Below are 14,648 nucleotides of genomic sequence, written 5' to 3'. Positions count from 1 at the left end.
CATTGGTAAGAAAAGGCTTCAAAAATACTTTACATATTTTAATTATCCTAATTTTTAACAATTTTTTAGCACAAACCCAACCTTTTAAACCTGCTAAAATTTCGGTTAAAGATTCAGTGATGGTTAAAAAAGATTCTTTAACCCCCAAAAAAGAATCGCTAGATGGAGTGGTAAAAATGAAAGCGGATAACCAGCGCAATGACATTCCTAAGAAAATGTCTTACCTTAATAAGAATGCCCAAGTCCAATATTTGGATATGACCATAGATGCCGATTATATTTCCATCAATTGGGAAACGGGCGATATCTACGCTAGAGGGGGGCAAGACGACGATGGTAAAATCATTACCCCAGCAAAGTCTACCCAAGGGGGCAAGTCCTATGAGTACAACGAAGTCAAATTCAACTTTAAAAATAGAAAAGCGGTGGCTTACAACGCCAGAACCGAAGAACAGGAAGGCGTTATCGTAGCACAAAAAACCAAAAAGGTAAGCGATTCGGTATTCTATATGAGGAATGGTTTGTATACCACGGATGATTATTTCATCAAGAAAAAAGATACCGTTGCCGATTATTATCTCTTAGCCCCAAACATCAAATTGATTAAAGGTGAGAAAAACTCAAGGGTTATTACAGGGCCTATACAAATGTATATCGAACGAGTGCCTACGCCATTGGTATTGCCATTTGCCATTTTACCATTTTCGGATAAGCGTACCGCAGGGATTTTAATTCCGAGTTTTGGGGAACGAGAAGATGTAGGCTTTTTCCTTAATAATTTAGGATATTACCAGCCTATTGGCGACCATTTCGACTTAAAGGTGTATTTTGATTTCTATACCAAAGGCAGTTGGAATATCCGTCCAGAACTGGGCTACAAGAAAAACTATAAATACAATGGCAGTTTCTCTGCGGATATAGGCACTACGGTAAGAGGGATTAAAGGGCTAGATGATTATTCCAAATCCAAAACTTATCGTGTGGCGTGGCGCCATACCCAAGACCCGAAAGCCAACCCGTTTTTTAATTTCTCGGCTTCGGTGGATATGGTGAGTAATAAGTTTTATAATAATACCATTAATAATAATTATATCTTTAACCAAGATGTATTAAAAACGCAGCAAAATTCGTCTATTAGCGTTACCAAGCGTTTTTTAAATTTACCGATTACCATTACAGGAAATGCGTCTTATTCCCAAAATTTTGCAACGGGACAAGCCAATATTCGTTTGCCACAGTTGAATGTTGCGGTCAATCAATTTTATCTATTTAAGCCTAAAACTGGGGTAAGGCAAGGGCTTCTGGAAAATATTAATGTGAATACAGGCTTGTCTTTTAATAATTATGTGAATACAGAACAGGGCGAAGCCTTTACAAAAGCAATGTGGGATAAAATGCAAACGGGAATGAAGATTCCTATCGCTCTATCGACTAATACAACGATATTTAAGTACTTTACCTTGTCTTTAGGGGCTAATATAGAAAATGTATTGACGACTAAAACTTTACGAAAAGTATACGACCCAATTAAAAATGAAGTGGTAAATGATTATCAAAAAAACATTAACGGCTTTACCACTTTTTCCACTTCGGCGAGTGTACAAACCATGTTGTATGGACAAGCCAACTTTAAAAAGGGTTCAGCCATCCAAGCCATAAGACATACGCTCTCACCGAGTGTGAATTTTTCCTATACACCAGATTTTGGAACGCCATCTTGGGGCTATTATAAAAACTATTACGATGCCACTGGAGCCATGACGCCGTATTCGATATTTGATGGCGGTGTGTTTGGGGCGCCGTCTAGAGGGCTTTCTCAGTCTATTGGGTTTAATATCAATAATAATATTGAAATGAAAGTCCGCTCCAAATCGGATTCTACGGGGGTGAAAAAGATTAAAATTTTTGAAAACATCAATATTTCTGGAGGGTATAATTTTGCCGCAGAAAAATTTAAATGGTCTATATTTAATGTTAGCTCCCAATCTTCATTTTTTAATAATAAACTGAATATCAATACCAGTCTGGCGATAGACCCTTACCAAATTGTCTACGCTCAAAATTCCGATAAAGGTGAAAGGGTAGAGAACTTTGGACATTTTAGTGTTCAGGGGTTTAATATCCAGTTATCCTATCCGCTATCGAGTACGATTTTTAGTAAAAAAGAGGGCGAGAATAAACCCAAGTATAAAACTAAGGGTAAAGTAATGCAGGAAGTCTATGAGTTTGATGATGATCACTATGCGCATTTTGAGCAACCTTGGAATTTAAATATTAATGCCAACTATGGCTACACCCGTTCATTGAGTAAATTTGGAAATAAAGTAGGGGCAATTGGGCTTAATGGTAATATCAAACTAACACCTTACTGGGCGATTAATGGAAGTACCAATTACGATTTTATCAATAAAACTTGGGGCTATACGCGATTAGGATTTGCAAGAGACCAGCGAAGTTTTAGTATTAATTTTAACTGGGTGCCATTTGGGGCTTACAAAGTTTACGATTTCTATATCGGCATCAAAGCGAATATCTTAAGAGATGCGGTAAAATATAAGGATAGAAGTTTCCCGCAGCGCGGTGATTTTTAATTTTAAAAATCAAAAAAATAGTATATTTGCAGCCAATTAATGTTTCAACAATGAAAACCATCATATCTACAACAGACGCACCAGCCGCGATAGGACCTTATGCACAGGCTAATTTAATTAATGGTGTGCTGTATATTTCTGGGCAAATTCCACTAGATCCTCAAACGGGGGAGTTGGTAAAAGGTGTAGACGCAGAAACCCACCAAGTGATGAAAAACCTAGAAGCGGTACTAAAAGCAGCAGGTATGACTTTTTCTAATGTGGTGAAATCGACCATTTTTCTTAAAGATATGAAGGATTTTTCTATCGTCAATGAGATTTACGCCTCTTACTTAGACCCTCATCAATTGCCTGCGCGGGAAACTGTTCAGGTGAGTGAATTGCCAAAGCAAGTGAATGTTGAAATTTCAATGATAGCACACCAATTCTAATGGATTTTTTAAGGAATACCATAGGCGTTATTTTAGGGCTTCTCGTGGCAGGAGTCATCATTACGCTTGGTGTCAGGCTTAATCCCTCGTGGATTAGTTACGATACTTTTTCGCCGTTTGAACAGTGGGAAGAGGTATTGTATTCCGTAAGGCATAAGGATTATTTCTTTGTAGCATTACTTATTTCTTCGGGGATTGGAGCAACGGTGGGTGGCGTAGTTACTGCAATTGTGGTAAAATATGCTAAAGTGGCTTATGCTATTTTGATTGGGTTTATATTGTTGTTTTTGGCGATGTTAGATGTAATTATTTTCCCATACCATCCTACATTTTATAAAATTGCTATTTTTCTTATCTTTTTTCCATTCTCTTGGGTAGGGGGTAAAATTGTAGAAGTCATCTACGAGAAAAAACGCAAGCATAAGCTTGATATGTTTTAATAGGGAGATTAAAAACACACAAATATTTAAAATGCTATATCATTTGCTCTTTAATTTATTTAAAATATTGGACTATTATGCTTTTATTTAGAAAACATTTCCTATCTTTGCCAGCGATGAAACGAACTGAGAACATAGCACTTACTGCAAACCAAAACTTTTTAGGCAAAAACTTCCAAAATAATTTGGTGGTCTCAGAAAATTGTGTAAACACACACACACACACACACACACACACACACACACACACAAGGGCGACCGTTCTTGTGCACGCGCGTAATATTTACAAAACTTTTAAAATATACAAGCTTTGCTGTTTTTTATTTTGTAGAAAACACGCTTAAGCTATACACTAAATTTAGCATTACATACAATTATTGCCTCTTTCGAAAAGTTTCGAAAGGGGCTTTTTGTGTTTTTTAATAAGCAAATATCAACTTTTTAAATTTAAATTTTATGAAAAAAAGTATTTTACTTTTATCGGTTTTAGCGATGAGCGCTAGTCTTTACGCTCAGCAAGACCAAGGAAGAGTGGGGATAAACACCACCTCTCCAAAAGCCACTTTAGACATTAGCAAAGAGGGCGTAGACGATGCCAAAGGGCTACTCATACCACGCCTTACGGCAGACGAGGTAAAGACTATGACAGATGCCAATAAGATAGGCGAAGACCAAAACTCTTTACTTCTTTATGTAACACAGCCTTTTACCGAACTTAGAAACAGAACGGGAAAATACAGGCTTATACATCAGGCAGGTTATTATTACTACGATACCAAGGAAGACAATGGAATGTGGGTGCCTATTTCAGGAAATAAAAAGAATATTTACGAAATCACAGAAGAAACTTACCTATTGCCAGAGCATAATAATTCCTTTTTGTATGTAAATTCTGATGAAAATATAAATATTTACCTATCAGATTATGTTGGACTTCCTTTAGGGTTTAATTGTGTAATAGTACAAGAAGGTAATGGGCAGGTTTTTATTGTTCCAGATGGAACATTTAGTATGAAAACCGCCAGAGGCTATAAAACACGAACTCAATACTCGGCTATTGGAATTATTGTAAATAAGCCAAATACTTTTACAATTACAGGAGATGCTGTCAATTAAATTATTCTAAATAATGATGAACAATACAATTATATTTAGCCTAATCTTATCCCTTACTTCATTAGTTGCAAAGGCACAAACTGTAGTAATGGATGCACTAGATGCTCCTAATACAAAAGTGTTGATAGCATCTTATCAAAAAGATTTTCAACGAAATAATTGCCAAAAAGGTTACGGAGAAATAATGACTTACCAAAAAGATGTAACCTACACTGTGGCAGAATATGCAACTCCAGAAGAAAAAGAAAAAGAAGCTCAGAAGGCTATGGAGAAAGCAAAACAATTAGTAGAAAATGAAGGACAGGATTTTGTAAATAATATTGGACAATGCTTGGATAAAGGTATAAATATCAGCGAGTCTTTTGTTGCAATGAGAAATGTATATGAAAGCATTCAACTTGCCTGTTCTTCTATCGTTGTAGAAAAAGAAATTAAGGCTTATAGTAATATAAGCCAGCAGGATGCGGAAGAGAAAGCAGATAAACTTGTAGAGCAATTTAATGCAGAGCAAACCGCTAAATCCCGATCGGGCGGGTGTCTCCACACTGCCCCTGACTTGCTTTTAGCAAAATGCCAATTCACTTATGGGCATGAGACACTTTTTGTAATGTTTAATTTCTTTAAGCTATTTCCGGCTTATGTTAAAAGAGATGCCTATAATAATGTTATTGAGACGGTATTTTTGGGAGACGATACCGAGGATCCTTACTACAAGCCAGAATCCAACTTTTATGAAGAGCCAGGTAAATCTTCAATGTATCAGTGGTGTAGAGATAAGGTGGCAGAGGCAGGAGGCGAAATCATTACTGAGCCAGGTGGTAAAAAAGTATTTTTGAGCGGTTTTAGAGTTGAATATTTAAGAGATATACGATTAAATTTTGGAATAAATGAACTTTCGGAGCAAGATAGAGAAGATCTTGATGCATTTAGGAATGACTTATGGTGGCATTGGTATCCTAAATATTGGGGAGGTCCAAATCAAAGCCATTACCTAGATTTTTATTCTACTCCTGATCGTGTATGGACAGGGGATTCCTACGGGTACGTTCAAGGAGATCATGCACCTCCAGCGTGCTCAAATTGTGTAAATTAAAATTATTAATTAAATATAAAACATATAAACATGCCAATTAAATACAAAGTAATCGAGAGAGGAGAGCCTGGTGTAAAGGGCGGTGGTACTAAGAAATACTACGCTTCGCCCAATATGAGCGGAGAACTAAGCCTAGAGGGGCTTACCAAAGCCATTGAGAAGATTAGCACGGTGAGCGGAGCAGACATTCGCGCGGTGTTGTATGCCTTAGTAGATGTGATGGATGGCGCTTTAGCCGAGGGGCAAATCGTCCGTTTGGGCGAGCTAGGCAGCCTGCGCACAAGTTTCAGTAGCGAAGGCAAAGCCAAAGCCGAGGAGGTCAATGCCACGAGTATTAAAAACCCCAAAGTGATTTTCACCCCAGGCAAAAACATTAAAAAGACGCTGGCTAGCCTCACCTACGAGAAGCTCTAAAAACTTATAGCTATAAAATAAATTTTTATAACTATAAAAATAAATCCTATGCTTATAAAATTACAAACTTATAGGCATAGGATTTTTTGTGTGGGTTAGGTTTTTTATATGTAGAGGTAGAAGGCAAATAGCTATGGAAAAAAGAAGTAAGAAAAATTGAAAAGGATTCAGAAAGAGATTAGCCTGATATTTTATCATTTTCTATGTTTTACTTATAAAAAATCCTTACTTTTGGATTTTAATATAAAAATAACTTCATGAGTAAAACTTGGACAACACAAGAGATTTTAGATATTTATAATCAACCATTTTTTGATTTGGTTTATCAAGCGGCACAAGTTCATCGCCAGCACCACGACCCCAATAAAGTACAAATTTCTTCATTGATTTCGGTTAAAACGGGGGGCTGTCCAGAGGACTGTGGCTATTGTCCACAAGCGGCAAGGTATCATACCGAGGTTAAAATTCATGAAATGATGCCCGTAAACCAAGTGAAAGCCCAAGCATTAAGAGCAAGAGAGAATGGGATTTCTAGAGTATGTTTGGGAGCTGCATGGCGAAATGTAAAAGATGGTCCAGATTTCGAGCATGTGTTGGATATGGTAAGAGAGGTTACTAAACTAGATATGGAAGTATGCTGTACCCTGGGCATGCTTACGGAAAACCAAGCCAAAAGATTAGAAGAAGCAGGGCTATACGCCTATAACCACAATATCGACAGTTCCGAAGAATATTATAAAGAAGTGATTTCTACCCGAGCCTTTGAAGACCGCTTGGAAACGATAGGCAATGTTAGAAAAACTTCTATTACGCTGTGTTCAGGTGGAATTATCGGTATGGGTGAGTCCATAGAAGACCGCTGTGGCATGCTGAAAGTTTTGGCGAATATGACCCCACAACCCGAGAGCGTACCAATTAATGCGCTAGTAGCAGTAGAAGGAACGCCAATGGAAGACCAAGAACCTGTTAATATTTTTGAGTTTGTTCGTATGGTCGCTACAGCTAGAATAGTGCTACCTAAAACTCAAGTAAGGCTATCGGCAGGGCGAACGGAGTTTTCTAAAGAAGGTCAGGCATTGTGTTTCTTTGCAGGGGCCAACTCTATCTTTGCAGGGGATAAATTATTAACCACACCAAACCCTGATATTAACGAAGACAAAACCTTATTTCAGCTATTAGGCATAACACCGCAACAGCCGTTTGAAAAACATGCCAAGCGAGAAGTGGTAGAAAAAGACCAAACACAATATCAGCCATTAGGCGAAAATCCAAAGTGGACAAGGCCGGGGCATAAAATTGAACGCAATGAGGAAAAGCGTCTGTCATCAATTAAAAAATAATGAATAAAAACCTCAACGATTACCTAAGACTATTTTTACGCTCTTTTTTACAAGGGCTGGTTATTTTAGGTCCTTTTGCCGCCACTATTTGGATTATTTGGTATATCGTTTCGAGTATTGATAATTTAATTCCATCTATTTCCGAGGAATTTCCAGGGGTAATTTTTGTCTGTGTAATTTCTGGAACCGCATTGATTGGTTGGCTCGGGAATAAGTTTTTATTAGGTCGTGTGATAGTGGATAGTATGGACTATGTGCTACAAAATACACCAGGGATTAAATTCATCTATACTTCGCTGAAAGATGTGATGTCGTCTTTTGTAGGGGATAAAAAGAAGTTTAATAGACTAGTATTGGTAAAAACCAATGAACAGCCAGAGGTGTGGCGTATGGGATTTTTAACCCAAGAAGATATTTCTGTCTTAGGGCTTAAGGATTATATTTCCGTATACTTGCCGCACTCTTATGCGGTGTCTGGCTGGGTGGTAATGGTAGAAAGGCATCAAATTAAAGTGTTGGAAAATATCAGCGCGGCAGATGCAATGAAGTTTGCTGTAAGCGGAGGCGTGGCAGGGTTTCCCAATGAACCTTCCCAACCCAATGAAAGTGCGGATGTTCCCAAAGTTTCAGAATTTTATAATCAATATTAAATAATGGATTGGCTAGACCGTTTTTTTTCAAAGTACCCACAAGATAAAATTATTCAATGGTTTAAAAAGATTTGTGTTGCAGAAGCCATTTCTTGTTTTCTGCTTTATGGCGTTGCTATGGTATGGAAACGCTACGATTCTGAAGGACTGCTCCCCACCATTTTTATTATTATTGTCGGTAATATCCACGGGTTATTTTTTACTTTGTACCTTATTTTGTGCCTTCTTGTGCGTAAGATTTTCAATTGGGACGATGAGGATTTCGTCTTCGCGTTGCTCTCTGCCTTCTTCCCATTTGCTACCATTTGGGTAGATAAAAAATTAGCCAAAACCGATAGAGACTAAACCTACCAAATTTCATATCCTAAAAATTTTTGCTACATTTGTGAGATATGAATCAAAAATGGATTTACAAACCTGAACCCGATGAAGATATCGTAGATGGCTTAATGTCTTCGATTGGCTATGGTATGCTCGAATCAAAAATATTAGTGCTTAGAGGGATTGATAATTATCAAAAAGCCAGAGAGTTTTTTAAGCCTCGGCTAGAGGATATTCATCATCCATTTTTAATGGCAGATATGCAAAATGCCGTAGAGCGTATTGCAACTGCGGTGGAAAATGGCGAGAAAATTTTGGTCTATGGGGATTATGATGTAGATGGCACAACTGCTGTTTCGCTGATGTACCTCTACCTATCCAAAATTGTGGGTAAAAAATACCTCGAATTTTATATTCCCAATAGAAATTCTGAAGGCTATGGAATTTCCATTGAAGGGATTGATTATGCTAAGGCTCAAGGGTTTTCATTAATTATTGCTTTGGATTGCGGTATTAAAGCGGTTGATAAAGTAGAATACGCTAAAACATTAGGCGTAGATTTTATTATTTGTGACCACCATTTACCTGGGGAACAAATTCCCGATGCGGTGGCAGTGCTAGACCCTAAGCGAGAAGATTGTCGCTATCCATTTAAAGAATTATCGGGTTGTGGTGTAGGGTTTAAACTCTGCCAAGGGCTGAATACCATTTATAAAATCCCCGATGAAGAATTTTACGAATTAACCGATTTGCTAGCTATTTCTATTGCGGCAGATATCGTTTCTATGACGGGCGAAAATCGTGTGTTAGCAAAACTAGGATTAAAACACCTTCGTAAAACTAGAAAAATTGGGTTGAGGTTATTAATTAATGATGATGAAAAATTATCCCATTTTAATATCTCAAATATTGTCTTTGATGTTGCCCCAAAAATCAATGCGGCAGGTAGAATCTCGCATGGCAAGGCAGCCGTAGAACTGATGATTTCCGAAGATTTAAAACACGCGACCGAAATTGTTGAGAATATTGTTAATCTTAATAACAACCGTAGGGAAATGGATATGAGTTCCACTACGGCAGCGCTACAACAAGTGGAAGAGACCCACCAAGCTCAAAATGCGACAACGGTAGTCTATGGTTCGGATTGGAACAAAGGCGTGATTGGTATAGTAGCCTCTCGACTAACGGAAAATTATTATAAACCCACAGTGGTCTTTACCGATGGTAATAATGGCGAAATTGTGGCTTCGGCGAGGTCGGTTTCGGATTTTGATGTGCATCAGGCGTTGGAAGAATGCTCGGATTTGTTTTTAAAATTCGGGGGACATCCTGCAGCAGCAGGGCTATCTATGGAAAAAGAACATTTAGAGACTTTTAAAAAACGCTTTGAAGCAGCGGTTCAACGAAACATTAAAGATTATCAAAGAGAGCCGAGTCTTAACATCGATACAGAAGTAGCAATTGAAGAACTGAACCGAGATTTTTTTATCTTTCATCGTAAACTGTCGCCGTTTGGACCGCATAATATGAAACCAGTACTGGTGCTCAAAAATCAAAAAGTAGATGGTTTTGTAAAAACGATGGGTAGAGAAAACAACCATGTAAAATTCTTTATCCACAATCCCAATCTTAGAAATGGAAAAATAGAATGCGTAGGGTTTAAATTGGGCAAAGCAGCAGAGGAGTTTAAAACTAAATCCTTCCATATCGCCTTTACTTTGGAGGAAAACCATTGGAAGGGCAATGTAAATTATTATTTGAATATACGAGATGTAGAGTTTATAGATTAAATTATGAGTGCAACTAAAAAAACAGGTTTATTTTTTGGGTCATTTAATCCTATCCATATCGGTCATTTAATTTTAGCCAACTATATTTTGGAGCATACCGATATGGAAGAATTGTGGTTTGTGGTAAGTCCCCAAAACCCGTTTAAAGATAAAAAATCTCTTCTTGCTGACCATAATCGTTTAGAAATGGTGGAGCTAGCGATACAACATTATCCTAAAATGCGAGCGTCCAATATAGAGTTTTCGTTGCCACAACCAAGCTATACAATTGATACTTTGGCGTATTTGCATGAAAAATATACATCGCATCAGTTTAGTTTAATTATGGGGGAGGACAATTTAGCTCATCTTCACAAATGGAAAAATGCACAAACTTTGGTTGATAACCACCAGATTATAGTATATCCAAGATTGTTTGAAGGCAATACTACCGACTACCCATTTGCCCATCACGAAAATATCCATGAGGTGTCTGCACCGATTATAGAACTCTCAGCAACGGAAATTAGGAAAATGATTAAAGAGCATAAAAATGTGCGTCCGATGCTACCGCCAGAAGTTTTTGAGTATTTAGATGGGAGCCATTTTTATCAATAGAATTTAAACTTTGTTTTCTAAGGTTAAGACTACACTAGCCCCTTTCATTTCGCCTTTCATTGGTGGTGCTGTTTTGGTTAATTTAATTTCTAAATAGGAAATTTGTGGGTAAGTTTTAGCCACCGACTTTAAAATGCGTCCCGCAACATGTTCTAATAATTTAGAGGGTATTGCCATTTCGGTATGGATAATCTCATTGATATCTGCATAACTGATGGTATCTTCTAAATCATCTGTTTCTGCGGCTTTCCATAAATCTACATCACATTTTAGCGTGATGAGGTAATAAGTACCAATACGATTTTCCTCTGGCAGTACCCCATGGTGGGCATAGATTTTAATATCTTCTAAAATAATTTGAGACTTTGTCATAAAAATTTAGCCTTCAAAAGATTGGTCGATTAATAAAGCGTAAGGGAATTCATATTTTAGGGCTAAATAAATTTCCTCTAGCAACTCATCGGTGGTGCTTTCCTCATCGTTAAGGTCTTCTAATCCCAAAAAGTCATTTTCTTCAGGGAATAGAATGGTTTTATTAGGGTGTAACATTTTTAAAACTCCCGCGTCTGCCATAGTCCCCGTAAACAAAATAGTATCATGCGATACCGTTTTTAGGTGGTCGGCAACTTCTTTTAAAGAACCTACAATATCCGCTACTGCACGGCGAGATTCAGAATCTTGCGAAGGGTGAAGGGTAATGTATATCCCTTTATCTGCTTTAAGTTTTAAAATTTCGTCTACCAACTGCTCAGGATTAGGTAAAGCAAAATCGTTAAAATCTAAAAATTTGGGAACGGGAAGGTTGGCTTTTTTAGTATCTTTCATCGTGTTATTTTATAAATTGGTTTAAGGTATTTTCAATTTCTAATTTTGCAGTGGCCAAATCATCATTAATGATTGTTTTATCAAATTGTGGCTGATAGGTCAGTTCTTCTTCGGCTTTTTCTAAGCGGGTTTCAATGGCTTCAGCAGTATCGGTGCCTCTTTGAGTTAGGCGGTGTTTTAAGGCGTCTACATTGGGTGGCGCGATAAAAATAGAAAGGGCTTGGTCTTTAAAAATTTGTTTTAAATTGACGCCCCCTACCACATCTACATCAAAAATCACAATTTTGCCCTCGTCCCAAATGCGTTCCACTTCACTTTTTAAAGTACCATAATATTTATCGGTATAGACTTCCTCGAACTCTACAAAGGCATCTTCCGCAATTTTAGTTCTAAACTCATCAGGGGTTAGAAAGTAGTAATCTTTGGCGTGTTGTTCTTCGCCTCGTGGGGCTCTAGTCGTTGCTGAAATGGAAAATTGCAACTGTGGAAACAGCTCTAGACAATGCTTTACCAAAGTGGTTTTACCACTTCCAGAGGGTGCTGAAAATATGATGACTTGATTTTGCATTATAAAATATTGAGGGTTTGTTCTTTAATTTTTTCTAGGTCGTCCTTCATTTCTACCACTAGTTTTTGAATATCGGCTTGGTTGGCTTTAGAGCCTAGTGTATTAATTTCCCTACCCATTTCCTGAGCGATAAAGCCTAGTTTTTTACCATTGGGAGCGGTATCTTGCATCACTTCTTGGTAGTATTTTAAATGTTGGGTAAGGCGTACTTTTTCTTCAGAAATATCCAATTTTTCTGTATAGTAAGCCATTTCTTGGTAGAAGCGGGTTTCATCGACTTGTTCAAACTCTTGTAGTGTTTTGCGATACCTTTCTTTAATGTTGATGATACGCTCTTCTTCAAAGGGAACCACCTTTTCTAAACAATCACTAATATTCTGAAGGCTTTGTGACAATTGGACTTCCATAGATGCCCCTTCCGTAGTACGAAACTCGTTCAATTGGGCGATGGCTTTTTGCAATAACTGCTCTACAAATAGCCCTTCTTCCTCTGAAATATCTTCGGTTTTTGGGGTGGTGGCATCGGGTAAGCGCATGGCAATCTTTAGCAGTTCATATACTGGAGTATGACTATCGCTTATAGATTTTAGTTGGTTGATATAGTCTTTTAGCACTTCCGTATTTAGAGAGATTTGACTTTCTTTTACCAAATCTTCGGTATTAAAAAATACATCTACCTTCCCACGGATAACCCCTTCGGAAATGATTTTTTTTAGGACAAACTCTTGATCTTTATATAGAGTTGGTATTCTAAGGTTAATGTCTAGCCCTTTGCTATTAACCGTTCTAAGGTCTATACTTATTTTTTTATTATTAAAAACACCTTCGGCTCTACCAAAGCCCGTCATAGATTTTACCATAAGCAAATTGTTGTTCGTGCAAAGATAGAGAATTTTGTAGAGATGAGGATTTGATGTACTAATGTATGAATGTACCAATGTAAAAAGTATTAATGTAAAAGTGTAAATATGTACTGATGTAAAAAGTATAAATTTACCAATAGTTTAGAGATTAGAGTTTAGAACTTGGAATTTAGATATTAAACAGCCGTAGGCAATAAGCAAGAGGCAGAAGGTAACTTAACACTCAAAACTTATCACTTCATTTAAAATCTATAATTTAGCATTTATAATTCCCCTTCTATCTTCCATTATACTTCGGTGTTCTTTTTTCTACGAAGGCTTGGATTCCTTCTAAAAAATCTTCGGTTTCGGCGGCATCTTGCTGGAGGATGCTTTCTAAGTCCAATTGCTCAGCTAGATTATTTTGGTAAGACTCATTGAAGGCTTTTTTGGTTAAACCTAAAGCTACGGTGGGCTGGTTGGTTATATGGTTTAAAATATGGAGCGCTTCTGTTCCAAAATGTTCATCAGGGAATACTTCCACTACTAGCCCTCGTTCTAAAGCGTCTTTAGCACAAAGTCTTTTTCCTGTAAAGGCTAAATAATTGGCTAAAGAACGGCCTAATAATTTAGGCAAATAATAAGTCCCTGCGGTGTCCGGAATAAGACCAATATTAGAAAACGCCATAGAAAAATAAGAAGATTCGGTTGCTAAAGCAAAATCACAAATTAAGGCTAACATCGCACCAGCCCCCACTGCGGGACCATTAACTAAAGCAATTACAGGTTTTTTGCATTTGACAATAGCCTTTACCAAAGGATTATAATAATCAATCACGATGCGTTGGATAAAACGCTCTTCATGGGATTCCTCTTTGTAAGCTAAGGCTTCTTTCAAGTTTTGACCAGAACAGAACGCTTTACCTTTACCACTGATGGCTACACATCGCACAGCATCATCCGCATCGCAGGCTTTGATGAACTTGGTAAGCTCTTTTAGCATGGTAGGATTGAGGCTGTTGTAAGTTTCAGGTTGGTTGAGGTACGCCACTTGTAAAGCACCGCCATAGTGGCTATCGATATCAATTAATTTATACATACGCTTGTTTTTGTTTCAAATATAATCAATTTAAGTGAAAAAAGCACGGAATTTTGTGTTAAGATGAGACGATAAAGCGAAAAGTTTAAAATTTTTTTTGGTGGTTTGCATAAAACTTTTATATTTGTTACCAAAGATTTCTAAAAAACAGATGCAATGAGCGATTACAAAGAAAAACGAAACGAAAATGAAATTTTCACTAGAGTGTTGAAGGCAGGAAGAAGAACTTATTTCTTTGATGTCCGTGAAACGAAAGCAGGCGACTATTACTTAACTATTACCGAAAGCAAAAAACATTTTCAGGAAGATGGCAATGCGACTTTTGAGAAGCATAAAATCTACTTATACAAAGAAGATTTCAATAACTTTTTAGAAATGTTTAAAGAAACTTCGGAGTTCATTATCCAAGAAAAAGGCGAAGATGTAATTTCTGAGCGACACGATAAAGACTATAAAAGCAGAAGCTTTACCATTGAGGATAGCGAAGAAGTTTAATACATGGAAATATTAAAAAAAATCGGGTTCAGCAAT

17 protein-coding genes are annotated in these 14,648 nt (G+C 37.3%); 12 read left to right on the top strand and 5 right to left on the bottom strand.

The window, feature by feature from the left end:
- Positions 1–2 precede the first annotated feature (2 nt).
- The 11 genes from C237_RS0105200 to nadD all read left to right on the top strand — a co-directional run bounded on the left by C237_RS0105200 (position 3) and on the right by nadD (position 10,783).
- A complete protein-coding gene (locus C237_RS0105200; RefSeq protein WP_018675440.1) occupies positions 3–2,591 on the top strand; it encodes a putative LPS assembly protein LptD in 2,589 nt (862 codons plus the stop codon).
- 50 nt (positions 2,592–2,641) lie between these two features.
- Positions 2,642–3,022, top strand: coding sequence for a RidA family protein (locus tag C237_RS0105195; RefSeq protein WP_018675439.1), 381 nt, complete (start codon positions 2,642–2,644; stop codon positions 3,020–3,022).
- Positions 3,022–3,462, top strand: coding sequence for a hypothetical protein (locus C237_RS0105190; RefSeq protein ID WP_018675438.1), 441 nt, complete (start codon positions 3,022–3,024; stop codon positions 3,460–3,462). Before C237_RS0105195 ends, C237_RS0105190 begins: the two co-directional genes overlap by 1 nt.
- Positions 3,463–3,918: 456 nt before the next feature.
- Positions 3,919–4,578, top strand: coding sequence for a hypothetical protein (locus tag C237_RS0105185; RefSeq protein ID WP_018675437.1), 660 nt, complete (start codon positions 3,919–3,921; stop codon positions 4,576–4,578).
- A gap of 13 nt (positions 4,579–4,591) precedes the next feature.
- Positions 4,592–5,671, top strand: a complete 1,080-nt coding sequence (locus C237_RS0105180) for a DUF5977 domain-containing protein (protein WP_033398652.1) — start codon at positions 4,592–4,594, stop codon at positions 5,669–5,671.
- Positions 5,672–5,701: 30 nt separating this feature from the next.
- Positions 5,702–6,085 (top strand): HU family DNA-binding protein, encoded by a 384-nt coding sequence (locus tag C237_RS0105175; protein WP_018675435.1) that lies wholly within the window; start codon positions 5,702–5,704, stop codon positions 6,083–6,085.
- A gap of 257 nt (positions 6,086–6,342) precedes the next feature.
- Positions 6,343–7,425: a biotin synthase BioB gene (bioB, locus tag C237_RS0105170; RefSeq protein ID WP_018675434.1), complete on the top strand. Its 1,083-nt coding sequence runs from the start codon at positions 6,343–6,345 to the stop codon at positions 7,423–7,425.
- Positions 7,425–8,075 carry a DUF502 domain-containing protein gene (locus tag C237_RS0105165; protein ID WP_018675433.1) on the top strand — a complete coding sequence of 217 codons (651 nt, stop codon included), beginning with the start codon at positions 7,425–7,427 and terminating at the stop codon, positions 8,073–8,075. Before bioB ends, C237_RS0105165 begins: the two co-directional genes overlap by 1 nt.
- A gap of 3 nt (positions 8,076–8,078) precedes the next feature.
- A complete protein-coding gene (locus tag C237_RS0105160) occupies positions 8,079–8,420 on the top strand; it encodes a DUF3817 domain-containing protein (protein ID WP_018675432.1) in 342 nt (113 codons plus the stop codon).
- Between the two features lie 47 nt (positions 8,421–8,467).
- Positions 8,468–10,186: a single-stranded-DNA-specific exonuclease RecJ gene (gene recJ, locus C237_RS0105155; protein ID WP_018675431.1), complete on the top strand. Its 1,719-nt coding sequence runs from the start codon at positions 8,468–8,470 to the stop codon at positions 10,184–10,186.
- 3 nt (positions 10,187–10,189) lie between these two features.
- Positions 10,190–10,783: a nicotinate (nicotinamide) nucleotide adenylyltransferase gene (gene nadD / locus C237_RS0105150; protein WP_018675430.1), complete on the top strand. Its 594-nt coding sequence runs from the start codon at positions 10,190–10,192 to the stop codon at positions 10,781–10,783.
- Between the two features lie 3 nt (positions 10,784–10,786).
- Here nadD and folB read toward each other — a convergent pair whose 3' ends face one another.
- From folB to C237_RS0105125, 5 genes are all read right to left on the bottom strand, one after another.
- On the bottom strand, positions 10,787–11,155 hold the full coding sequence (gene folB, locus C237_RS0105145) for a dihydroneopterin aldolase (protein WP_018675429.1): 369 nt from the start codon (positions 11,153–11,155) through the stop codon (positions 10,787–10,789).
- Positions 11,156–11,161: 6 nt separating this feature from the next.
- Positions 11,162–11,608 carry a quinolinate synthase NadA gene (locus C237_RS0105140; protein WP_018675428.1) on the bottom strand — a complete coding sequence of 149 codons (447 nt, stop codon included), beginning with the start codon at positions 11,606–11,608 and terminating at the stop codon, positions 11,162–11,164.
- Positions 11,609–11,612: 4 nt separating this feature from the next.
- A complete protein-coding gene (gmk, locus tag C237_RS0105135) occupies positions 11,613–12,176 on the bottom strand; it encodes a guanylate kinase (RefSeq protein ID WP_018675427.1) in 564 nt (187 codons plus the stop codon).
- Positions 12,176–13,036 carry a YicC/YloC family endoribonuclease gene (locus C237_RS0105130; RefSeq protein WP_018675426.1) on the bottom strand — a complete coding sequence of 287 codons (861 nt, stop codon included), beginning with the start codon at positions 13,034–13,036 and terminating at the stop codon, positions 12,176–12,178. The genes gmk and C237_RS0105130 overlap by 1 nt, the downstream gene beginning before the upstream one ends.
- A 280-nt stretch (positions 13,037–13,316) precedes the next feature.
- Positions 13,317–14,117 carry an enoyl-CoA hydratase/isomerase family protein gene (locus C237_RS0105125; protein WP_018675425.1) on the bottom strand — a complete coding sequence of 267 codons (801 nt, stop codon included), beginning with the start codon at positions 14,115–14,117 and terminating at the stop codon, positions 13,317–13,319.
- Positions 14,118–14,273: 156 nt separating this feature from the next.
- On the opposite strand from C237_RS0105125, the gene C237_RS0105120 reads away from it, so the two are divergent.
- On the top strand, positions 14,274–14,612 hold the full coding sequence (locus tag C237_RS0105120) for a DUF3276 family protein (protein ID WP_018675424.1): 339 nt from the start codon (positions 14,274–14,276) through the stop codon (positions 14,610–14,612).
- Positions 14,613–14,648: the final 36 nt, after the last annotated feature.

Origin of the sequence: Riemerella columbina DSM 16469, assembly GCF_000374405.1 — a bacterium.
Lineage (GTDB): Bacteria > Bacteroidota > Bacteroidia > Flavobacteriales > Weeksellaceae > Riemerella > Riemerella columbina.
This window is presented reverse-complemented; position numbering and strand designations above follow the sequence as displayed.